At 50.1% G+C, this 21,312-nt stretch carries 25 protein-coding genes and 2 pseudogenes; 6 read left to right on the top strand and 21 right to left on the bottom strand.

Annotated elements, in window-relative coordinates; all coding sequences use genetic code 11:
* The first annotated feature begins 13 nt into the window (after window positions 1-13).
* On the top strand, window positions 14-772 hold the full coding sequence (locus BN2154_RS15775; protein WP_154666674.1) for a hypothetical protein: 759 nt from the start codon (window positions 14-16) through the stop codon (window positions 770-772).
* A 200-nt stretch (window positions 773-972) separates the two neighbouring features.
* Here the strand turns inward: BN2154_RS15775 and BN2154_RS10350 are convergent, their stop codons facing one another.
* The 10 genes from BN2154_RS10350 to BN2154_RS10390 all read right to left on the bottom strand — a co-directional run bounded on the left by BN2154_RS10350 (window position 973) and on the right by BN2154_RS10390 (window position 10,702).
* Complete coding sequence (locus BN2154_RS10350) at window positions 973-2,577, bottom strand: recombinase family protein (protein WP_050618706.1); 1,605 nt, start codon at window positions 2,575-2,577, stop codon at window positions 973-975.
* A 78-nt stretch (window positions 2,578-2,655) separates the two neighbouring features.
* Window positions 2,656-2,868: a hypothetical protein gene (locus tag BN2154_RS10355; protein ID WP_050618707.1), complete on the bottom strand. Its 213-nt coding sequence runs from the start codon at window positions 2,866-2,868 to the stop codon at window positions 2,656-2,658.
* A gap of 444 nt (window positions 2,869-3,312) precedes the next feature.
* Window positions 3,313-3,732 (bottom strand): RNA polymerase sigma factor, encoded by a 420-nt coding sequence (locus tag BN2154_RS10360; RefSeq protein WP_050618708.1) that lies wholly within the window; start codon window positions 3,730-3,732, stop codon window positions 3,313-3,315.
* A 324-nt stretch (window positions 3,733-4,056) separates the two neighbouring features.
* On the bottom strand, window positions 4,057-4,245 hold the full coding sequence (locus BN2154_RS15375) for a cysteine-rich KTR domain-containing protein (RefSeq protein WP_094762468.1): 189 nt from the start codon (window positions 4,243-4,245) through the stop codon (window positions 4,057-4,059).
* 1 nt (window position 4,246) lies between these two features.
* Window positions 4,247-5,041 carry an ABC transporter ATP-binding protein gene (locus BN2154_RS10365; RefSeq protein WP_050618709.1) on the bottom strand — a complete coding sequence of 265 codons (795 nt, stop codon included), beginning with the start codon at window positions 5,039-5,041 and terminating at the stop codon, window positions 4,247-4,249.
* 2 nt (window positions 5,042-5,043) lie between these two features.
* Entirely contained in the window at window positions 5,044-6,060 is a 1,017-nt protein-coding gene (locus tag BN2154_RS10370) for a FecCD family ABC transporter permease (protein ID WP_050618710.1), read from the bottom strand.
* Entirely contained in the window at window positions 6,057-7,181 is a 1,125-nt protein-coding gene (locus tag BN2154_RS10375) for an ABC transporter substrate-binding protein (RefSeq protein ID WP_050618711.1), read from the bottom strand. Before BN2154_RS10375 ends, BN2154_RS10370 begins: the two co-directional genes overlap by 4 nt.
* A 10-nt stretch (window positions 7,182-7,191) precedes the next feature.
* Window positions 7,192-8,646 carry a methyltransferase domain-containing protein gene (locus BN2154_RS15380; protein ID WP_154666675.1) on the bottom strand — a complete coding sequence of 485 codons (1,455 nt, stop codon included), beginning with the start codon at window positions 8,644-8,646 and terminating at the stop codon, window positions 7,192-7,194.
* Window positions 8,647-8,905: 259 nt separating this feature from the next.
* Complete coding sequence (locus BN2154_RS10385; protein WP_050619613.1) at window positions 8,906-10,270, bottom strand: relaxase/mobilization nuclease domain-containing protein; 1,365 nt, start codon at window positions 10,268-10,270, stop codon at window positions 8,906-8,908.
* Between the two features lie 144 nt (window positions 10,271-10,414).
* Window positions 10,415-10,702, bottom strand: a complete 288-nt coding sequence (locus BN2154_RS10390) for a CD1845 family protein (RefSeq protein ID WP_050618712.1) — start codon at window positions 10,700-10,702, stop codon at window positions 10,415-10,417.
* Between the two features lie 280 nt (window positions 10,703-10,982).
* Between BN2154_RS10390 and BN2154_RS10395 the strand changes: the two genes are divergently transcribed.
* Both BN2154_RS10395 and BN2154_RS10400 read left to right on the top strand, forming a co-directional pair.
* Window positions 10,983-11,612 carry a hypothetical protein gene (locus BN2154_RS10395; protein WP_050618713.1) on the top strand — a complete coding sequence of 210 codons (630 nt, stop codon included), beginning with the start codon at window positions 10,983-10,985 and terminating at the stop codon, window positions 11,610-11,612.
* A complete protein-coding gene (locus BN2154_RS10400; RefSeq protein WP_050618714.1) occupies window positions 11,609-12,763 on the top strand; it encodes a helix-turn-helix domain-containing protein in 1,155 nt (384 codons plus the stop codon). The genes BN2154_RS10395 and BN2154_RS10400 overlap by 4 nt, the downstream gene beginning before the upstream one ends.
* A 76-nt stretch (window positions 12,764-12,839) precedes the next feature.
* Here BN2154_RS10400 and BN2154_RS10405 read toward each other — a convergent pair whose 3' ends face one another.
* The 8 genes and pseudogenes from BN2154_RS10405 to BN2154_RS10440 all read right to left on the bottom strand — a co-directional run bounded on the left by BN2154_RS10405 (window position 12,840) and on the right by BN2154_RS10440 (window position 17,551).
* Window positions 12,840-13,187, bottom strand: a complete 348-nt coding sequence (locus tag BN2154_RS10405; RefSeq protein WP_438819139.1) for a plasmid mobilization protein — start codon at window positions 13,185-13,187, stop codon at window positions 12,840-12,842.
* Complete coding sequence (locus tag BN2154_RS16625; protein ID WP_050618716.1) at window positions 13,174-13,635, bottom strand: DUF4316 domain-containing protein; 462 nt, start codon at window positions 13,633-13,635, stop codon at window positions 13,174-13,176. Before BN2154_RS16625 ends, BN2154_RS10405 begins: the two co-directional genes overlap by 14 nt.
* Before the next feature lie 135 nt (window positions 13,636-13,770).
* Window positions 13,771-14,124, bottom strand: a complete 354-nt coding sequence (locus BN2154_RS10415; protein ID WP_050618717.1) for a cysteine-rich VLP domain-containing protein — start codon at window positions 14,122-14,124, stop codon at window positions 13,771-13,773.
* Complete coding sequence (locus tag BN2154_RS10420; protein ID WP_050618718.1) at window positions 14,121-14,909, bottom strand: DUF4366 domain-containing protein; 789 nt, start codon at window positions 14,907-14,909, stop codon at window positions 14,121-14,123. The genes BN2154_RS10415 and BN2154_RS10420 overlap by 4 nt, the downstream gene beginning before the upstream one ends.
* A complete protein-coding gene (locus BN2154_RS10425; RefSeq protein ID WP_050618719.1) occupies window positions 14,906-15,175 on the bottom strand; it encodes a DUF4315 family protein in 270 nt (89 codons plus the stop codon). The genes BN2154_RS10420 and BN2154_RS10425 overlap by 4 nt, the downstream gene beginning before the upstream one ends.
* A gap of 13 nt (window positions 15,176-15,188) precedes the next feature.
* Window positions 15,189-16,877, bottom strand: coding sequence for a C40 family peptidase (locus BN2154_RS10430; protein WP_050618720.1), 1,689 nt, complete (start codon window positions 16,875-16,877; stop codon window positions 15,189-15,191).
* Between the two features lie 31 nt (window positions 16,878-16,908).
* Window positions 16,909-17,214: pseudogene (locus tag BN2154_RS10435) on the bottom strand (relaxase/mobilization nuclease domain-containing protein); the annotation flags it as partial.
* Between the two features lie 49 nt (window positions 17,215-17,263).
* Entirely contained in the window at window positions 17,264-17,551 is a 288-nt protein-coding gene (locus tag BN2154_RS10440) for a CD1845 family protein (protein ID WP_050618722.1), read from the bottom strand.
* 184 nt (window positions 17,552-17,735) lie between these two features.
* Between BN2154_RS10440 and BN2154_RS10445 the strand changes: the two genes are divergently transcribed.
* Window positions 17,736-18,062, top strand: a complete 327-nt coding sequence (locus tag BN2154_RS10445) for a hypothetical protein (protein WP_050618723.1) — start codon at window positions 17,736-17,738, stop codon at window positions 18,060-18,062.
* Window positions 18,063-18,151: 89 nt separating this feature from the next.
* Here the strand turns inward: BN2154_RS10445 and BN2154_RS10450 are convergent, their stop codons facing one another.
* Genes BN2154_RS10450 through BN2154_RS16455 form a run of 3 tightly spaced genes read right to left on the bottom strand, consistent with a single transcriptional unit; the run spans window position 18,152 to window position 18,814 of the window.
* On the bottom strand, window positions 18,152-18,499 hold the full coding sequence (locus BN2154_RS10450; RefSeq protein WP_050618724.1) for a plasmid mobilization protein: 348 nt from the start codon (window positions 18,497-18,499) through the stop codon (window positions 18,152-18,154).
* Window positions 18,496-18,669, bottom strand: a complete 174-nt coding sequence (locus BN2154_RS15390) for a DUF4316 domain-containing protein (RefSeq protein ID WP_094762471.1) — start codon at window positions 18,667-18,669, stop codon at window positions 18,496-18,498. Before BN2154_RS15390 ends, BN2154_RS10450 begins: the two co-directional genes overlap by 4 nt.
* 13 nt (window positions 18,670-18,682) lie before the next feature.
* Window positions 18,683-18,814 carry a hypothetical protein gene (locus tag BN2154_RS16455; RefSeq protein WP_278320017.1) on the bottom strand — a complete coding sequence of 44 codons (132 nt, stop codon included), beginning with the start codon at window positions 18,812-18,814 and terminating at the stop codon, window positions 18,683-18,685.
* 69 nt (window positions 18,815-18,883) lie between these two features.
* On the opposite strand from BN2154_RS16455, the pseudogene BN2154_RS10455 reads away from it, so the two are divergent.
* Both BN2154_RS10455 and BN2154_RS15780 read left to right on the top strand, forming a co-directional pair.
* Window positions 18,884-20,023, top strand: a pseudogene (locus BN2154_RS10455) (IS110 family transposase); the annotation flags it as partial.
* A 290-nt stretch (window positions 20,024-20,313) separates the two neighbouring features.
* A complete protein-coding gene (locus BN2154_RS15780) occupies window positions 20,314-21,261 on the top strand; it encodes a hypothetical protein (RefSeq protein WP_154666676.1) in 948 nt (315 codons plus the stop codon).
* Window positions 21,262-21,312: the final 51 nt, after the last annotated feature.

Below are 21,312 nucleotides of genomic sequence, written 5' to 3' on the forward strand. Positions count from 1 at the left end.
AACTATTTTTTAGGTGGTGGTTCTCACGAGACTTAAGCCAAAACTATTATGGATATTTTTTGCCATTGAATCTTTTGCTTTAATTGTATTTTTAATCTTTTGGCTACTTGGATATAGATTAGTTCCAATCAATGATAGCACTATTGATTGGGAAGCGATCAATAGTGTTACATCCTGGGTGCTTCCAACTATGGTTTCAGTTGTTGCTATTTTTATAACATTATACATTGCCAGTAGACAGGAAAAACTTTCTCTTTTTCCCGAAAAAGAAAAAATCTATTATCAACTTGAGAGATTGAGTATGCATTATGTTTCATATAGAACTGATGCACTCCCATTTTTAGAGAAGAAGCCCTCTTTTGTTTCTCAAGAAGATTTGAGCAATGAAGAAGTTATTTTTTTGAAGGCGGAATCGTTATTATCAGATAATACCATCCGTCTACTTAAGTCCTTAAAAGATATAAGTACAAAAATCGGTATTTTGAATTTAGAAGCAGAAATTTATTTTGATGAGTTAGCAGAACAGGGAAAAATGACAATATATAAGCAAATTCAGCTTTTAGCCCTCAGACTCGAAAATAAAGAGAAAAATAAGAGTGATTTAGAGCATTTAGAGAAATTGTGTGCAGACAATGAAGTTGACCTTAAAAAATGTGGGGGAGAATTGACGAATTATGCTACCCTGCGAAAGCAGATAAAAGATTTACAACCCCAATTATATGGGCTGTACTTTGAGTTCAAGAGAGCGTTAGATGACGAACTTCATTTGTGAGTTTTTCTCGTTATAGCGCTGCCTGAAAAGTTCCCGCGCACAAAAAGCACTCTCCCCACCCCCTTTAGGGGGTTCGCTACACGCTTGTACGAGGAGAGCGCTTGAATGGCATTCAAGAGGTCAGCGGTTCGATCCCGCTTATCTCCACCATATCAAGGGAAAGTGCTTTTTCCTCGCCTCGCTTGAGGCGAGGTTTTGTTTTATGCGGCGATAGCGTCAAGGTCGATCCCGAGGCTGAACTGCTCAAAGTCGATGTTAAAGTCGATATGCAGCTTGTAGTCCCGGTAAACCTCAATCCGCTTGATAAGGCAGTTGACAATCATTTTCTTTGCCTCCATGCTGGCCGTGTCGTACATATCGGCCCATGAAATGATGTCGTCGTATTGCGCGTTGAGCGCGGCCATGATCTCCTGCCCCTCTTCATAGGCGGCCTGGGCAGCGTCAAGCTGTTCCTTCACTTTGAGACAATTTGTCTCAGAGTCGGCAATCAGAGAGGAAAGCAGTTCCTGACTGAAACTGCTTTCCCCACGGAGGGATTTTACCACCTCGGCCTTCAGCATCGCCAGATCAGCAGACGCTTTGTTATAGTCGGCCCGTACAGCCTGCAGCAGCGCCTTCCGCTCCTTCATCTTTTCCTGATACCTGACGCCGACGATCTCGCTTTTGGGAATAGCCCTCATGCGCTCAAAGATCTGTCGGATCAACTTATCAATAATACCGTCGAGAACGCTGGCCGTGTAGCCTGTTTGCCCGTCGCACACGGTCTGCTTGCGGGTTTTCCCATAGCAGATATACCGTACCCGCTTGACGATCCGGCTGGGATCATCTTTACAGGGATATGCTTTTCCGTTTGTCGTGCGGGACAGGCGGGAGCCGCAATGACCACAAAAGATATTTCCGGCCAGAAGCGTACTGCCCTTTGTGTTCATCGGCACGCGGTTTTCCAAAGCAACGGAATTTGCCCGTGAAGTGCGGATAGTCTGCGCCGCTTCAAAGAGCTCCGGCTCAATGATTTGCAACTGCGGCAATACCTCGGAGCGGCTTTCCCCGCAGCGGAGGACGCCGGTATAAGTCAGGTTGCAGAGGATACCCCGGATCGTGGCGTGGTGCCACGGCTTACCCGTTCTTGCCCGATAGCCGAGGTCGTTCAGATAGGTTGCGATCCGCTGAGCGCCGAAGCCCTCCTGTACGTACTTTTCAAAAATGATGCGCACGACAGGAGCTTCGGCTTCGTTGACCGCCAACATAAAGAGCTCATGCTTGCGCTTGTTGAAACGCCCGCTTTTTACAAGGTCATAGCCATAGGGAGCGTTCCCGCCCTTAAAGCCACCGTCTGCCACAATCTGGCCGAGGGCGGTTTTTGTGCGGATAGAGGTTTTCTCGCTTTCTCCGTCGGCCTGCCAGAAGCGGATATAGTTGGTGAGCTTGTCGGTGTGATTATCAAACCGTTGCTCGCCCTCCTGGGTACTCCATACCCGGATGCCGTTCTTTACAAACCATTCCACCACAAATGGCGTTTCGTCAGCGATACGCCCGATGCGGTCAAACATGAACACCAGCAGAATATCAAATTTACCTTGCTTTGCGTGTTCTTTGATGGTCTGTATCTTATCGCGGTTTTCAGCCCGTACCTTATGGCCGGAAACACCGTCCTCCTGTTCCTCATGGATGATCGTCCAGCCTTTTTCATCAGCGAAGCGGTGGCACTCTTTACGCTGCATGGGAATATCTGCTTGATTTCTCTCGTCGTAATCTACCTGTTTATCAGAAGAAACGCGATATAAGCAATAAACTCGGTTTTCCATAATTGATCCGTCCTTTCATATTGTCCGAGCAATATGGAGGTGCAGATCAATACACAAAGATAGAACGATATGCAGTTTTCAAGGTACACGGTGTCCTTCACCACTATCATTATACCTCTGCGCAGCAGGCACCTCAAGGATGTCGCCGGAACGCTTTTTGGGCGTATCTGCGGCATAGGAAGTCAGCAGGATATGTTTCAAGTGTCTGCTTATATCGGAGTTTCGGCTTTCCGCAAAGGTGGCGGAAATCTCGTAACCGTCCACACGAAACGCAGCCGTTTTCTGTTTCATCAAATAACCTCCCTCCCATAACGCTGGCCTTGTTGAGCAAGTTTCCCGTTGTCCGGTGGGGAAACAAGAATGGGCGACACCCGAGAGGATGCCGCCCATTCTTGCGGCTCCACCTTGGGACAAATTGTCCCGAAGTAGAAAAGCAGAAGCGCCGCGCTCATTTCCTTGGCCTGTCGTAGGACAGCTATACTCGGCACGAGCCCCTGCAAGGGTGCGGCGGCTCCGGGGGACAGGCTGCCGGCCTGCCTCGCGGATCGTGGCCGTGGGATGGCAAGGCCCCACTTGCGGCGTTGGTGTTGTTCGCTCGTTCTCATGGGAGAAGTCTCGGCGCACCCGCCACCCGGCTCCCCGCATAGCACCCGGAGCCGCCGCTATTCAGTTGTCGAGAGGATCAACTCCTCTCATATACCAAGGACAAAAAACGGCCAAATGCGGGGGTAGAAATTAAAAATTTTTCAAAAACTTTCTCATGTTCTCTATACCAAGACGAACCGACTCCCGCACTGAACTCTCATTGACACCTTCTTCCAGAGCCACCTCCCGGTAGCTCTTGCCGAGGATCACGCAAGCCTCCACACGGCGGCCCTGCGCTTCCGGCAGGGAGTTAAGCGCGTGGCAAAGTGCGATGAAGGTTTCCTTCCGTTCCAGCAACTGTTGGGGCGTGGGCTCGGACAGGCAAGCCGAATACTCGATCCCATCGTCCAAATCCAGAGAGTACTGCGCCTTGTTGCGGATGACCGTGCGCTGGTGAGCAGCCTCATACAACTTATCCGCCCGTAGCTCGGCAGCCACTTCATCGGAAACCTCGATATATTCATCCTGGGTGTACCACGGGTAATAGTCCCGCAAATTGATGGTTGTCATTTGTTCCTCCATTCAGATCTCGGGTTGACAAGCGATCTGAATGGAGGGGGCGGGGATCGGCAGCCGGGGCTACCGACCTTGGGACAAATTGTCCCAAAGATATGAAAAATGCCCGCACAGAGTAAAACTGTGTGGGCAGAGAAAAGACTGTATTTGCAAAAAGGGTAAAACGATCCACTCCTGCGGAAATGCAGAAAAGAAATATCATTGCAGTTTATAGTTTTATATCAACAGCAACATCCTTTCATGCTGCCACCTCCACGGTACAAAACCGTTCACCGCAGGAAAAGAACGACGCAGAGATGAAATCCTTTTAAGGAATTATCAGCTCTGCGTCTTTGCGTCTGGCTTATCAATAACCGTTATTCTCTTTTGCTCAAAACTTATAAGTATCTCCTTTTTGCACTTTGGACAGAATAAGGGGAAGTTATTTAACGTTGTATTCTCATATATTTTTGTTCTTGTCTTTTTGTGACATACAGGGCATAAGAGCCATTCACTTCTCCCTTTCATATTATGTAAAAACTTTGACTTCCTCCAAAAAGGAGAAAGAAGTTATCATTTCATCCTTGTATTGAAATTGCACAGATTGTGAATATACGCCGAAATACGTCTGTATATTCTTATCTGTCATTACCTCTTTTGCAGAGCCCACGATATACCCTTGCTCGCCAAGCAGGAAGCATTGATCGGCAATTCTCAGCGCGTGGTTGGGGTAATGTGTATTGATGATACAAGCAATTTCCTTTTCCAACGCAACTTTTTTTATCATTTTTAGCAGGCGGATTTGATTGCGAAAATCCAAGTGTGACTCCGGCTCATCCAGCACAAGTAATTTTGGGGCGTTTATCAAAGCGCGTGCAATATATACAAGTTGGAGTTGCCCCCCGCTTAACTCGTTGCAAGGATGATCCTTCAGCTCATATATTCCAACCTGCTGCAATACATTTTCCGCCAGCGCGTAGTCCTGTTTGCTTGGCGTCGCAAAATATGAGCTGTGGCCGACCTTTCCAAACACCACCATATCGCAGACTGAATAAGGGAAAGAAACCTTGTGTGCCTGTGGCACGTATCCGATTTCCTTCATGGCCCCTGTGCTTTTACTCTCTTTCCCGTTGATATAGGAATAACCGCTGTTCCATTTCAGCAGACCAACAACGCACTTAATCAGCGTGGTTTTCCCGATCCCGTTCCGGCCCATGACGGCCATGACCTTTCCAGCATCGAGCGAAAAAGAAATATCTTTTAAGACCTCATGGCCTGTGAAGTAAGAAAAGCAGCCACTTTTCACTTCTATTGCGTGTCCCATTTTCAAAGCCTCCTTCTGCGACGATATATTGCTGCAAAAAACGGGGCACCGATTAAAGCGGTGAGTATTCCGATAGGAACCTCTGCGGCGGTCAGATTTCTCGCCAATGTATCTACAAGGATCATAAAAATAGCTCCGATCAGACCAGAGGCCGGTAAAAGCTCTCCGTGGTTGACGCCCACCAATTTGCGGCAAATATGGGGGATCACAAGCCCAATCCAACCAATGACACCGGAAACCGTTACGCACCCGGCGGTTGTGATAGTAGCAAAAAGAATGATGATCCAGCGGGTTTTCACGGGGTCAACACCCAATGTGTGGCAATCCTCGTCACCGAGCGACAGCAAGTTGATTTTCCAGCGAAACAGATAAAGGCCGAACATTCCCCCGATAACGGGCACCGCCGCGATTTGTATATGGTCGTATGTTCTATTCGCAAAGCTCCCCATCTGCCAAAAGGTAATGGCAGGCAGTGTTTCCGAGCTGTCTGCGGTATATTTTATCAGCGCGATCAATGCTGCAAAGATTGACGAAACAACAATCCCGCCCAATACAACGGATAATGTTTCGGTATTATTTCTCCGCCCCGCGAAAAAGAACACCAGCAGGACGCTGAACAATCCGAATGTCAAGGACAGCACGGGGGTAAAAATTCCTGCCCCGCCGAACAATAAAATTCCTAACGCTGCGCCAAAGCCTGCGCCGGAGCATACGCCCAAAAGGTCAGGGCTTACCAATGGATTTTGAAACACCCCCTGCAAGGCGGAGCCGGACATGGATAGTCCGGCTCCTACCATAGCAGTTAATATCACACGAGGGATACGAACATTAAAAATTACAAAGGATGCTGTTTCCAAAGGGGACGCCGTTGCTGTTATTTTAGATTTTATGATCGCCAAAAAATCAGAAAGCGTGATTGTATATTGCCCAATCAATATTGCACAGAGGGAAATCGCAGCAATAACGGCAAATCCGCCAAGCATGACAGCGCGATACCTCTTGCTTGTTTTGTTCCTCATGATCCTTTCGCTACACGATAGTCCAAAATGCTGTCTATATCGGTATCGGACAGCGTAATACCATAGTTGGTTTTATAGTACTCCATGATTTCCGTCCGCATTTCCTGTTCGCTGAACAAGTCGGGATATGCTTTTGAAACGAGCCAAAGCGGGGTCAAAGCGGCATCTGCGGAGGGAACGATCCAAGAAAATGTAGTACGGGGAACATCGTACACAGCACCGTTTTTCCACGCAGTCAAGATAGACCAATCCTGCCCTTCAATCGAATTGCCGATAATCGCTTTTGCCGGCGCATCCTGAAATACAATAATCATATCGGGGTCCCATTCATAAATCTGCTCCATGCTGACTTCGGCAGTCCCGTCGATCCCAACGGCAGCGTTCCTAATTCCGGCCATTTCAAAGAAGCTCTGTGCATAAGCATCAAAGGCATTTGTGCCGCAAACCGTGATTGCACCTGCAAGATTTGAAAACACGCAAAGCGCCGTCTTTTCTTCCGTTTGGTTCGCCAAAAGCGCCCCGAGCTTTTCGTTTGTTCTGTCCCAAGCGGCCTGCTGTCCGCCAGAGGTAGGAAGATCAAATATCTCCCGGAGAAGATTATCCCAAGCAATAGATACATCTTGAGGGTCGTTAGACTCCGCTCGAAAATCTATACTGGGAATTGCAACCTCTCCGAGCCCTTGCTTCTGCATATTTCCGTAATAAAAGATAATGTCGGGGTTAAGTTTTAGTAAAGCCTCTTTGTTCACAGTAAAACTCGCGTCAATGAAAGATGTATCTGCGGTCTGCCAATTTGGAAAGACTTTTTCAACGATTTGCGTATTGGAGGTCGAAAAAGAGCGAGAATTGATCCCTACGATCATTTCTGTGCTGGGGATCGTTTCCACCACAAACGACATCACGGGTGGGGCAATAATCACAACGCGTTTAATATCTGCTGCCGCAGGGATCTCAACCTCGTTTCCGGCAAGGTCGATAATCTGCCTGCGATCTGCAGATGTTTCAACCGGATTTGAAGAGTCGGGGTTATCGGGATTTGTCACATTTGAATTTGTTTGCCTGCAAGCTGTAATAGCCATGCACAAAATGGCAGCTAAAATAAGGGATACGATTTTTTTCATTTTTACCTCCTTATGCGTGGTTTTGAATCAGATTGATGGCACGCTCCAAAAAGCCCAGGATGGCCGTGAGTTGATCGTCATTCATATCCGATAAGTATGAAAAGAGGGCTTTGTCGTATTTATCGTGATATTCAGCGTGATAACGATAGGCAAGTTTGCCTTTGTCTGTCAAATATAAACAATGCAGTTTTTTGTTGTCGGCAACAGCCTCCTTTCTAATTAAGTCGCGTTCTATCAGCTTTTGGAGTGTCTTATGGACAACCGGGCGGGTAATGCCGAATTTTCTTGCAAGCTCTGCGCTGTGGATACCGGGGAAATCTCCGATCATCTTTACAAGGTGTATCTCCCCACGATAAAAGGTCATATCCTTGCTTCCAAAGTCAAGGACATTTGTTTTGCTGTTGGCAATCCTTTCGGTCAACTCGATAAATGAACGGATAACATCGTCGGAGTAAATGCCGCCCTTTTGATATATTTTCCCCTGAAATAAACCGCTGTTCAGTTGGACTCCCAAGCAGGACAGACCGCATTTTCTCTCGGTTTCTCTCAACCCTGCGTTTTTTAATGCCTGGTTGAGTACATCGCTGCTTGGAGGAAGCGGAACCCCGTCAAGAAATCCGGACAGCCAACTTATCATGTTTTGAGGAACATCGTAGTTGTGATCTGAAAATTGACCTACAATAAGCAAATATCCGCCTTCATTCAAAGAACTCGACAACTTCTTCATAAATGCTGACATATCGCCGCGCACAAAATTCAAAATACCGGAGGCTATAATCAGGTCATAGCTGCCGCCTAAATCATCTGAATTAAAATCCCCGGCAAGCACGTCTACTTGTTTTTCTGCGTGATACTGCAAAATGATTTCTTTTGTAACCGTGGCAACATCGGGCCGCTCAAATACTACGGCAGAACTATTCGGAAAGTGTTTTGAAAATTCAATCGCTAAAATCCCTGTACCACCTCCGAGATCAAGGATACGCAACTGTTTGTTTTTGTCGGGATATAATCCCTGCATCCCCTCAATAAAAGATTGCACTCGTCCCGCATACATTTCCGGGATCGTTACTCGCGCAAGTTCTTCAAAATCATACCCCTGTTGCTTGCTGCCGCTTGTCTCTTCCAGCCGTTCTTTCAGATCCGAAAGAGAAGTCATTTTCTCGCGGAAAAGGATATTCTCACCTAAATAGACGGGGCTGTGACGGGAGAGATACTTTCTTGTGTTTTCCGTATTCACAAAAAAATCGCCTTGTTTTTCAATCAACCCGCAAGAGGTAAGTGCAAATAATAGCAGTTCAACTTTATTTGGAGGACAGGATATTCTTTCAGCTATCATGTCAACCGTTGCCGGAGCATCCAAAAAAGAGAAGATGTCCATTTGAATAGCAGTAAAGAGGAGTTGCGTTTCTTGATAGTCTCGTATCGCTTGATAAAACCGCGCTGGCCCGCTCATTTCTTTTTTCATAAACAACCAAAACCTTTCCAAAACACCAGAGTTGAGTTAGCGGTTCCTAACCTATCGTTAGCATAGCATACGATAATGATGTTTGTCAAGAAAACTATTTGCTTTTGGCCTGCGCACTACCGGCAAGCAGGGCAAGTGTGGCCACACTTGCTATTTTTGCACCCCGGAGGGGTCGCAAAAATGCTTGTTGGGGAGCCTCCCCAAACCCGGCAACTTCGGGACAAAATGTCCCAAAGTCCTGCTGGCTGCGTCACAGGAGCTACCGCTCCTGTTCCTTATGATCCCGGTCACCCGTGGCCCCAATCAGATGGTCGATGTTGGTCTTGACCGCCACGGCCTCCCGCATATCCCGCTGGGCCGCCCGGTACTCTGTATAGAGCGCCTTCTTCCGTGCCGCCAGCTTGCGGCGCTGTTCTTTTAGCGCGTCCATTTTCGGGAGCTTTGCGCCGCCCAGCAGATCGTTGATTGCTGCCTTTGCCGCCCGGTAATCGGCCAGTTCCTGCCCATGCTCGGCCAGATACTTCTTGCTGTATCGGGCGGCCTTGTATCCGTCGAACACGGGCCGTGTCTTTGCGTATTGCACCACCGCGCCCATAAGCTCGGAGGTTTTGGAGAGCTCGGCTTCTGTCTGCCGGATCTGCGCGGTCAGCGTATGAAAACGCCCGGCGGCCTGATCCGCCATAGCCGCAAGGCTGTCATAATCGGTCAGGTTATGCTCCTGCAAATACTGGAGCGCCGCGGCCATTTGTTTCAGATTATAGACCTTTGCCCAGCGTTCATAGCCCGGCCCATTGCCCTCGGCCATGCGCTGCTGAATGTCAACAATGAGCTCGACACGATGGGGAACTGGTGCCGCCTCGCGGGACACCTGGGGGATAGGACGTTTCCCGGCAATCACGGCCTGAATGTCCTCGGGATCGTAGCCTTCCCCGAGGACAGAAGCCCGGAGCCGTGTCGCCCGATCCTGGCCGGGAGCAAGGAAAGAGATCACGCCGCCGCGCCCATGCTTCACCGTATAGCCGGACTCCTCCATGAGCCGCAGAAAGGCGTCAAAGTCGGTGGGCTTTTTGGCAAGAGCGGCGTTTATCGCAAGCCGCAGCCGCTCCTGGTAAGAGGGCTGCCGATCCGCGCCCAGCCATGCCCCATAGTGGAGAAAACGGCCCTTGCTGTGCAGCTTGGGGTTGAGAATGACGGACAGATCATTTTCCAGACATACCCGGTCAGAGAGCCGCCGGAGAGCCCGGGCCGATCCGATGAAATCCCGGAACTTGTGCGTACAGTCCAGCGAGGTGGAATTGTAGTAAATGTGATTGTGAATGTGCGCCCGGTCTGTATGCGTTGCCACAAAAAAAGCGTACTTTCCCTTTGTCCAGCGCATAGCTGTTTCATAACCGACACGATTTGCCTCCTCGGGCGTAATCTCTCCGGGCTTGAATGACTGGCGGATCTGATAGCAAAGCACGTCCGCGTCCCGCCGCTGTTCCCGACCTGTGACAGTCTTGTACTTTGCTTTGGTAAGCAGAAATTCGGCGTCAGCGGTCACAGGGTCGCACTCATAGGCGGAAAGAAGCTCACCGCCCTGCGTTTTGTCCGGGTTTTGCCCGTAGTCAAAACGATCCCGCAGCGATTGAGCGATGGTCTGGCCTTTGCTGATCTTATGCGTTTTGAGGTATGTCGTTGCCGTAGGCGACACCTCCTTCCCATATGACAAACGGCGGCTATATCAGCCGCCGTTATGCTTCACCTTGGGACAAATTGTCCCGAAGTATCAGCTTGTTATAAAGTCCTTCAAATTCTCTTTCAGATCATTCAACTTCAACACCAGCCACTCAGCGATAGCCGGAATACCAAAGGGAGAGAATAGGAAGGCCAAAATGATGAACACAATGCCGCCAGTTGTCTCTCCGGTTATAAACAGTAGTACAGACAGGATAACCAATATCACGCAGATGACATAGCAAAATGCGTATGCTACACAAAAGAGGAAGTTTATCAAAGCAGCTAAAATCATGGCTATAACCATAACAGGGGCTGCAAGGATTTTCAGAACAATCATGGCGGCACCTCCAATCTGTCCGGCTGTTGTGGTTTCCTCCTATATTACTATCATATCTCTGTTCCGGCACACATGCAAGGATGTCGATTGCTGCCCACCTTGGGACAAAGTGTCCCGAAGTGCGAAAAGCAGGGGAGCGGCGCAGGGCCATTTTTATTACAACTCAGCTAACATAGGCTAAAGAGATACCGAAATCTCCTGTATTCAGAAAAGGGGTTGACAAAATCTCTTAAAAACTGTAAAATAGGCTCAAGATAAATTTGCGCTTGGAGGACATGTTATGCCGGAACGGTTTCAAAACCTTTTCACTCCCCGTGAGCTAATGACCTTGGCATCCATCGTGCAAGTTGGCGATGCTACATATCGAGAGTTGATGGAAACGCAACGTCCAATGTTTGGCCATCCTTACTTTGCCGACACACGAGGCCGTCTTAGAACAAAGCTTGTGCAAATGCAGTGTGAAATTGAGAGTCACGACTCAAAATTCCCATTTGAGTTTGTGCAACGCGAATTCCAGTACAAGCAGTTGATACCGGAATTGAGAAACAAAAGCGTTATTCTGCATGTTGCGCGCAGTTCTTCTCCAAATGATCTGCCGTATGCATCGAAATATAAGATCAGGCTCTCAAACAACAATCACGCCTTACAGCGGCAGATGGTTATTGATCTTGACCAGACACCTCCATACGGAGATGAACCCTATTACGGCATACTGACCTTTGGCGGGCGAGGCCAAACTTTCTCTGTCGTTCAGTTCCCAGAGCCTGGCTATACAGGAGTTGCTGAGCAGCTCCTACTTCCGCAAATTGTTCTGAATGATGAAAGCGAAAACACAAAGGTGTTTGAGCGTAAAAAGGCCGTCCTGAAAAGAGAATTTTTGGCACACGGTATTGAGGAGGATATTTCATGACCAGCCCAATTATTCCCTCTCGAATAACGGAGGCTCGCGAGGCTCGTGCCATGTCTATGGAGGATTTAGCAGAAGATATTGGCGTCACCAGACAATCTGTTTCAAAATATGAGAGGGGCATTGTAAGCCCCTCTCCTGAAGTGCTGCAAGCGGTTTCTTTTAGCCTTGGCTTCCCAACAGAGTTTTTTTATAAAGCTGAAGAAAACACCAGTGCAGGAAGCAGTCCACTTTTTTTTCGCTCAAAGTCTAATATTGCAAAAAAGGTTAAGACAGCATGCAAGTACCAAATAAAGTGGACAGATGAAATCAAAAAGCAACTTGAAGAATATGTTGATTTTGTTGATCTGGATTTGCCCACGATTGATAAAGAGTACGAGGATTTATCATTTGAGGACATCGAAGAATTAGCTTTATCAGTGAGAAAAAAATGGGGCTTAAATGATGATCCCATTGGAGACTTAATAGGCTTGTTAGAAAACCATGGTATCATTGTAACCCAATTTTCCACGAGCAATTTTTGTGCATTTAAAGGGATAGATGCTTTTTCTTGTTGGACAGATGGAACGCCATATATACTATACCATTCTGTCCAAAAGAGCGCAGTTCGTACTCGGTTCAGCATTTTACATGAACTTGGACATTTGATTATGCATAGCGCAATTGTCGAAGATGATTCCGTAAAAAAAGAGATAGTAGATTTTGCTGATATGCAGGCAGATCGATTTGCTGCGGCTTTTCTGCTTCCTGCAACATCTTTCCCTAAAGATGTCCGAAGCTCTTCTTTAGTTTCTCTGGAAATAGTTAAGCGGAAATGGGGCGCAGCCATGTCCACTATAATTAGGCGTTGTGAAACATTGGAGTTGTTAACCGAAAACCAAATCAACTATTTGAAGCGTCAGATGACGACTCAAAAATACTGGCATAAAGAACCGTTGGATGATGTTTTAACTGTTGCTGATCCAGAAATGATACGTGACGCAATTTATCTTTTAGTCGATAACCAGATCATTACCAAAGCGGCTTTTATTAACTCATCTGCGCTACCTGTTCAAGACCTTAAGCATATCTGTGGATTGCCGGATGAATTCTTTGATGAATTCAATCGACGGAAGAAGCCTGCATTGCGATTGATAAAAGCCGGTGAAGTATAAGTAAAATGTAAGTACGATAAAAGGTTTAGTTTGTTGTAAAAATAGACGGAGAGGACCTGGCCTCTCCGTCTATTTTTCATAGCTCCAGCAAGGCGGACAGCTTTTTCAGCAGCTCGGACAGCGGCCCCCATAGGGCCGCATAGTCCTTTTGCAGCGCGGCAATCTCCTCGGGATAAACACCGTAGGTGTTGGCGTGGATCGCCACCTGATTGAGATTGTTCGCGCAGCGCCGCTGCAAGGAAACAAGCTCCCGGACAGAGGACAGATCGACATGGAGCACATAGCCGTTGAGTGCCATCTTCCGCATATATGCGCCCATGTTTCGGATGCCCGCCTCGGCCATGCGCTCCTGAATGAGCGCCTGCTCCTCCTCGGACACCATGACGTGCAGGTGGATGGGGCGGCGGCGCTTACCGCTCCTCACGATCCCGGCCCCGGTGCTTCTTCGGCGGCTCCAGCACCTTGTCCTTGGGCTTCTCCTCCGGGATCGTCAGGTTGTTGATGATCCCGTCGATCTGATTGAAGTTCTGCTCCAACGCCATTTCCGCGTTTCTCAAAGGATTGTCTTTCTCTTGCATCTTCTCCTCCTTTGCCAGCATCCTGGCCTCCGCAAGCTGTTGTTTGATCGGGCGCATGACCTCATGGACGCCGAAGCGCCGCTTGTAGTCCTCGATCCTGGCGGCAAAGTCTTTTTCGGCGGCGGCCCTGTCGCCGTGGTAATGGCCCCAATAGTAATCCCGCCGCCCCTTTTCCTCGGTAAACTGCCATGTGACAAAGGGAGCCGGAGCCCTGGGAGACTCGCCCAGCGCAAAGCCCCGGCCATTGTCGAACAGAACAGACTGCCGGATGATATAATCCGCGTTGACCTCCACGGTATGACCTCCCTTCAAAATGTTGAAAGCATTTTTGAAAAACGGGGTAGGACGTAAAATCATACGTCCTGCCCCGAAAGTGGGCCGGAAAAGTCTTGAAAACAGGGTCTTTTCTCCGGCCTTATTTTCAACAGTTCAGCCCCGCTTTTTCCTCATGTATTCCCGCTGCTGCCGCCGCTGGGCGGCGCGGGAACAGGCCGCCGAGCAGTAGCGCGTCCTGCCGTCAGGCAAGAAGGGCTTGCCGCAGACGGGACAGGGCCGTGTGTCCGGCTCGCCGTCCTCGCTGAACAGGGACGCCTCCAGCACCGGATCGTTTGGCAGTACGGCCTCCCGGAAATAGCGGCAATAGGCCCCCGTCCAGCATTTGCCGAGCATATAACATTCACAATCCAAAGGCAGGCATCCGTATTCCTTATCGTAGTTGGCACAGAGCGTCACCACCAGCCTGCGGATCGCCGCCTTTTCCTTGCGCGTCAGCTCACGGCTCATTCATCCCCGTCCTCATCCCAGGGCGGGCCGTCGTCCTCGTCAAGATAATCCTCCGCGTCCTCATAGGCGGCGGGATCGTCCACATACTCCTCGGCGTCCGCGGCGGCCTGCTGCTGTTTCGGGCGATAAATCTTAACGTACCACGCGCCTACCCCGGCAATCACGGCAAGGACAAGGATCAGCACCAGCGCCCCGCCGTTGCCTGCCCTGGCGGGCTCCGGTTCCACCGTGGGTTCCACTTGCGGCTCGGGCGTCACCGTGGGCGCGGGCTCCGCGCCCGTACACTCGCTCATGTTTTTGGAGCACACCGGGCAATCCATGTTGACTGCGCCGGGCATACACTTTTCCTTGCAGATGCACCAGGGCAGTTCCACGCCCGCGGACTGCGCGAGGGCCAGCAGGTCGGCCTCGTCCACAAGGCTCAGAAAGTAGGTTTCGTACCGCTCTCCGGCCTCGTCGATGGGCTTGTCGTAGTCGATGATGATGTAAAAGAGATTGCCGCCCGCGGTTTCCACGGTAATAAACTGCTTGTTGGCGTACTTGTCATAGAGCAGATCGCGGGTAGCCAGATTGCCGTCCTCGGAAAAGCCCTGGCCGGGCAGCAGCTCAAAATGCTCCTCCTCGGCCACCGGCTCCGGGGCCGGGGTTTCCGTGACAGCTTCCGCGGGCGGCTCATAGCCCCCCGTTTCCTCATAGTCCGGCGCTCCGGCGTAGGCCGTCACCGTGACGGCGCACATAAGGGCGGCCACACACAGGGCCGCCATGAGAATACGCAGCTTTTTCATTCCTTTACCTCCGTTTTCGGCATAGCAGCGTCAGCCTCGGACTTCGGGACAATTTGTCCCAAAGTTTCACCGCTGCGGAGCTTCTGGAGCAGCACCGGCAGCTCGGAAAGGGAAATGCTCATACCGCGCACGATGTCCACGATCTCGCTGTTTTCCGCCTCCGTCCGGCGCTGTTCCAGCTCCTTCAGCCGGACCTGCTGCTCCGCGATCTTGCCCTTGACCTTTTCGATCTCGGCCTCGATCTTTGCGCTTTTCGTTGTCGCCATGAATGACCTCCTTTTACGGCAGCCGCCCATAGGCGTAAAAATGGGCCTGCCAATAGCTGTTGTTCAGGTTGGTATAGCTGATGGGATCTCCACAATGGAGCATCCAGCCGTCGCCCACATAGATGCCCACATGGGAAACGCCCGTCGTGTCATACGTCCCCACGAAGAACACCAGATCGCCGGGGTGGGGATCGCTTGTCGGGGTGCAGATGTTATACAGGCCCTGCGCCCCCAGCCGTCCCACGTTCCAGCCGCTGTGATTGATGACCCACGACACATAGCCCGAACAGTCAAAGGACGTGGCCGGGCTGGAGCCGCCCCACACATAGGGATAGCCGATGTATTTCTCCGCCTCCGCCATGATCGCGGCAAAGGTTTCGTCGTTCAGATACTCCCTGGGCACATCGTAGATCAGCGGGCTGCCGTTGACGTACTTGTTTACATAGCCGGAGGATGGGAACAGATCGGGGCGGTTGCCCAGCGTCGCCATATACAAGGCGTACCGGGAAAGCCGTTCCTGTCCCATGATGTAAACAGGCAGATGGGACAAGTTGAAGTTTTCCAGCGTGACGGTGCAGATGAAATAGTCATAGGGCACCTCCACCTCGTATTCCTCAATCTCCCAATAGCTCTCGCCGGTTTCGGGATCTGTGACAAGGTAGCTGTCCGTCCGGGTTTCCGTCCGGTAGCGGGTTTCCCGCACCACCTCCTCGGTAAGAATGTACTGACGGTCAAAGAGCATTTGCAGCGTGCCCTGTACCTCGTCCAGCGTCCACGCGCCCTCGTGCCATGCGCTCAAAATGGAGATCAGCACATAGGGATCGTGCCCGATGTCGTCCAGATCGTAGTGGTACTCGTCATAGTCGTGGGTACTCTCGTAGGTATTCAGCTTGTTTTGAAGCTCGGCCTCCAGCGCGCAGTAGGCAGCCTCGGCCCCGTACATATCCGCATCCGAGGCGGTGTAGGTGGAAGCGCCGATAGCCCCCACCGCGCTGCCGCCGAGGGTAGTCATGGAGGACATACAGGATTGCAGCCCCACCACCAGCAGCACAATGAGCAGGGCAAGGATAAAGCCCACGGGATGCCGCTTGACGAACTCCACGGCACGGGCCGCCAGCTTTTCCGTCGTGACCGCCGTTTCCTCGGCGGCCTTCGCGCTCTTTTTGGCGGCCTCCCGCGCCTGCTTTGCGTATTGCCGTTTGAGCCGCTGCTTCTGCCAATAGCGGGACACGGGATTGCCCTGCATTTCCGGGTGCTCCTGTGCCGTCACACGGTATTGGTAATCCGCCGTAGCCTTGACATAGTTTCTCTCGGCGCGGAGAACAGCCCGCCGGGGGTGCAACCGCACCTGCCGCTTGACAAAGCGTTTCCCGCCCCGTAGCACGGCCTCGCCCGCGAGCTCTGTATGGTGAGCGGCCTCCACGCCCACATTCTCATGCTCCACCTCGTAGATTTTGCCGTGGACATAGCCGTGGACGCCCCGCCGCACCGCCCGGCCCGTCCGTTTGACGGGGCCGGGCCTTTTGAGCGGCTTTTGTTTGGAGAGCTTTTGCCGGGCCTTGTCCAGCGTTTCCTCCCGGCGCTCCATGCGGAGCTTGGAGGCCGCCGTTTTCTCCTGTTGGCTCTTTTGCCGGAACTTGGACTTCGGAGACTTCGGGACATTTTGTCCCGAAGTCCCGGCCTTACGCTCCGGCCCGGTCATGGATCATATCCTCCGGGCGCGTCGTCAGCAGGTCATAGCCCACGCGATTGGCCTCCTCGGGCGTGATCTCCCCGGGCCGAAAGGACTGCCGGATCTGATAGCAGAGCACATCGGCGTCCCGGCGCTGCTCCCGTCCTGTGGCGGCCTTGTACCTGGCCTTGCTCAAAAGGAACTCCGCATCGGCGGTCTGATGGTCGCAGGCGTAGGAGGAAATGAGCTCCCCGCCCCCGGTCTTTTCCGGGTTCTGCCCGTAGTCGAAGCGGTCTTTCAGCGATTGCGCCACGCTCTCGCCCTTGCTGATGTGGTGGGTAATCAGTCGTGTTGTGGCCGTACACATGCCCCCTTTCAAAACGGCGCTCCACTTCGGGGCAAAGTCTCCCGAAGTATCAGCCGGTAATAAAATCCTGTAAGGCGAACTTGACCCCGTAGAGCTTGAGCAGCAGCCACTCTCCGATGGCTGGGAGCCCGAAGGGGGAAACAAGGAACGCCAGAACAAGCCCCACAATACCGCCCTGTATCATCCCGAAGGACAGCGAAGCGAGGCCCAGCAGCGTCAAGAGGATGCAGGCCACATAGCACAGGACCCCGGCAATACAGGCAAGAAAGGTGATGACTGCGGCCAGCAGCGTGAGGATCAGCAGAAAAGGCGTGGCAAGGATTTTCAGTAACAACATAATGAAACCTCCTGTAAAATCTCATCTTTTGGTGTCCTACACTAATATTTTAACTCCGGCCTGTGGGACAAACAAGGATGCCTTTGACTTTTATCACTTCGGGACAAAGTGACCCGAAGCTCCTTTTTTGTTGTGCGCACACCTCAAATATGATAAACTGACGCATAGAAAAAGAGGTGTTGAAATGAAAAAACCTATCGAATATTCCAGCAGGATTGATATAGAGAGCTATAACAACCTCCGCTTTGTTTTAACCGCGCTGGACAGGCGGGAAAAAGATATTGTAATCAGCGCAGACTATGGCCCGTCCCACGATGAGCCCGGCATGATCGTTGCCGATGTGTGGGCCGGTTTTGCGTACGGCTCCCTTCGCAGCTTCCTCTACACGGCGCATATCGAAAAATGCGCGCTGGAGGACTATGTCGGGATTGCGATGGAGATACATGACAGCCTCGTGTTTCGGAGCAAATTAAGAGATTTTATTCAATGGGCATACCACGGCCCCAACTGATGGCTCGTCAGCTTTTATCACTTCGGGACACTTTGTCCCGAAGTGATAAAAGCCGGGGGGAACGGCACAAAGCCGCTCCCCCCGGTAGGTCATAGCTCTACAACGGCGGCCAGCCTTTTGAGCAGGTCAGAGAGCGGTCCCCACAGGGCTTCATAGTCTTTTTGGAGCCGGGCGATCTCCTGCGGGTAAATTCCGCCGTATGTGTTGGCCTGGATCGCCACTTGGTTGAGATTGTTTGCGCACCGGCGCTGGAGGGACACCAGCTCCCTGACCGGGGCGAGGTCTACGTTGAGCACATACCCGTTAAGCGCCATTTTGCGCAGGTAGGCGCTCATGTTACGGATGCCCGCCTCGGCCATGCGCTCCCGGATCAGCGCCAGCTCGTCGGGGCGGAGCCACAGACAGACAGCCTCGCTGCGCACACGCTTTCGCTTCATCGCTCCTCGCGCTCCCGGCTGCGGTGGCAGCGGAGCGGCTCCTTCACCCTGTCCACCGGCTTTTCCTCCGGGGCCGGAATGGGCAGGTTGTTGATGAGCCCGTCAATGCAGTTGTAGTTCTGCTCCATGGCAAGCTCCGCGTTTTGGTTCGGATTGTTTTTCTGGTCCATAAACTCCTTCTTGTTATCTGTCGCCCCGGTCGGGGGCGTCCTTTTTGTGGGTATGGCCGTCCCGGTTGGCCTCCACCTTCTTTTGTGCCTCTTTCATCTGCTGGGCAATGGTGGGCTGTCTGGGCGTGGGCCTTGTATCCCGCACAAGCCGCACACGATATTGCCGCTGGTATTCCAAGGCTCTTTGGGAAAGGTCGGCCTCCGCCTGCCTGCTGTCGGTGTAGTAGTGACCCCAGAAGTAGTCCCGGTGGCCGTCCTGTTCATTGAATTGCCAAGTGACAAAAGTCTAGATGGCGAAACTCGTGTGGTAATGGAGTCCACAGGCAATTACCATGTGCCCGTAGCATGGTTGCTCCAAGATGCAGGCCTTTATGTTTCCGTGGTGAACGCACTTTTAGTGCATGACTATGGGAACAATAGTTTGCGACGGGCTAAAACTGACAAGAAGGATGCTGTAAAACTAGCTAATTATGGCCTTGACCACTGGCTTACCTTGACTCGCTATGTTCCAGAGGCAAATACTCGTCTGCTTCTGAAGAACTGCTATCGGCAGTACCAGCAATATTCCAAGGTGCATACTATGTTAAAAAATAATCTAATTTCCTTGCTAGATGCCGTATTCCCGGAGGTCAATCGCTTGTTCAGTAGCCCTCCGCGTGCTGATGGAAGTGAAAAATGGGTGGATTTCGTCTCGGCCTTCTGGCATTGTCAGTGCATTTCAAGGTTAACTCTAAAATCATTTTCTGCTAAATACTTGAAATGGTGCAAAAAATACGGGTACAAATTCAGCCAGGAGAAGGCGCTTGAACTTCATACTAAGGCATGCATCTGTATTGGTGTTATGCCTTCCAATGATACAACCAAGCTTTTAGTACAACAAACAATTGTACAGCTCCAGGCAACCTCTGCCGCATTGGCCTCACTCAAGCAGGAAATGCAGTCTTTGGCCGCTTCTTTGCCCGAATATCCTGTGGTCATGGGAATGTTCGGCATCGGCCCTATACTCGGCCCACAGCTTATGGCTGAAATTGGCGATGTGCGCCGGTTCCACTCTAAGAAGGCTTTGGTTGCTTTTGCCGGCATTGACGCTCCTCCTTACCAGTCTGGCCAAATGGATATCCGCAGCCGCAGTATTTCCAAGCGTGGTTCCGCTGCTTTGCGAAGGACTTTGTTCCTTGTGATGGGCGTTTATCTACAAAATGCTCCTCAGGATGAGCCTGTGTACAAATTCATGGACAAAAAGCGTTCTGAAGGAAAACCTTACCGGGTTTATATGATGGCTTCCGCCAACAAATTCCTGCGCATCTACTATGCCTCAGTAACTACTTATCTAAACACACTGGCACAAACCTGATCTCATACCGATCACATTTCTGGCCGACCGCCGTTTCAATTTTGAATTGCTCAGCGGTCTGGCGTTGTATTGCCTTTTTTCTAAATTGAAATCTCGAAATTTTTACTTGACTTTTGTTAGCAGGTCTACCGAAAAGGCCAAACCAACCGGCTCGGCCTGCGGGGATATATGAAAAGCGCCGCCCATAGTCTCCATTGGGCGGCGCTTTTCATAATGCTTTAAAATTTTCTATATGAGTTTGACGTGAGTTCTGCTATAATCAAATTACTACATTTAGGGAGAATATTTATATGGCGTTTAAAAGGGATTGGAGTTTCTTAGATAAAATAACAATGGGATCTGTAGGGACAAAACGTGTAATTGAAATACTAAATGCCGAGGGACATCAAATTATTGAGTTAGAGAGATATTGCACCAGTAATAAAATATGGTCAACTAAAATTAAACGCTTACGTATTCCTGATTTGCTTTGTCTACGTTGTGGGAAACGTATTGAGTCTCGGGCCAAGTCAAAATTGGGGATAATAATGTCTGATTCTAAGAATAATCTTGATCGGCGTTGGTATTCGGGATTGCGTAAGTCAGATTTAGTTGCTTTTGTTCAATGCCATAGAAATGTAGAAGGACTTTGGGAGGCGAGTAGAACAATAAATCTTTTTAGCGTAGGCGATATGCTAAGTAAAGAGAGCCTCACCAAACTTAGTGCCCCAAAATCTGTATATGAAGGAGCAGAACGTGATCGTGAATGGAAATGTTATATTCCAGGTTATGACTTTAAAGTAGTTGCTATCGAAAAAGGGAAAGACGGAACTCGTATTAAATTTATGACACCGACAGGAAAAAGACACTCAAGAGTTATTGCCAGTGATCATTATGTTTACGTCAATGAGGGTGATAATTTTCTTGGAAAAGAAAAAATAGTATCTGGAATTGTGCCTTCAACATACGATTGTCATTGTACGGGGGAACAGTATGATTTTATTAAAGATTTGAAATCCGAGGAAAATGAAACAAAGTATACTGCTATTAAAGCTTTGGGTTTTTTACCGCCAAATAATTTAGCTATTCATGAACTTCAATGCATAACAAAAAAAGCAGAGATGGATGCACGAATTAAATTAGAGGCATTTGCTACTTTAATAAAGTTAGGTATTGATTTATGGGACGATATGTATAGCTTTGTATTTTCCAGCACAAGCGAAGAAATAAAAATGGAATATGTTCTTATACTTGGATAACTTAATCTTGAAGTAGCAACTACGAAGCTTATCGAGGTTATTAATAATTCT

Source organism: Intestinimonas massiliensis (ex Afouda et al. 2020), assembly GCF_001244995.1.
In the GTDB taxonomy this organism is placed as follows: Bacteria; Bacillota; Clostridia; order Oscillospirales; family Oscillospiraceae; genus Intestinimonas; species Intestinimonas massiliensis.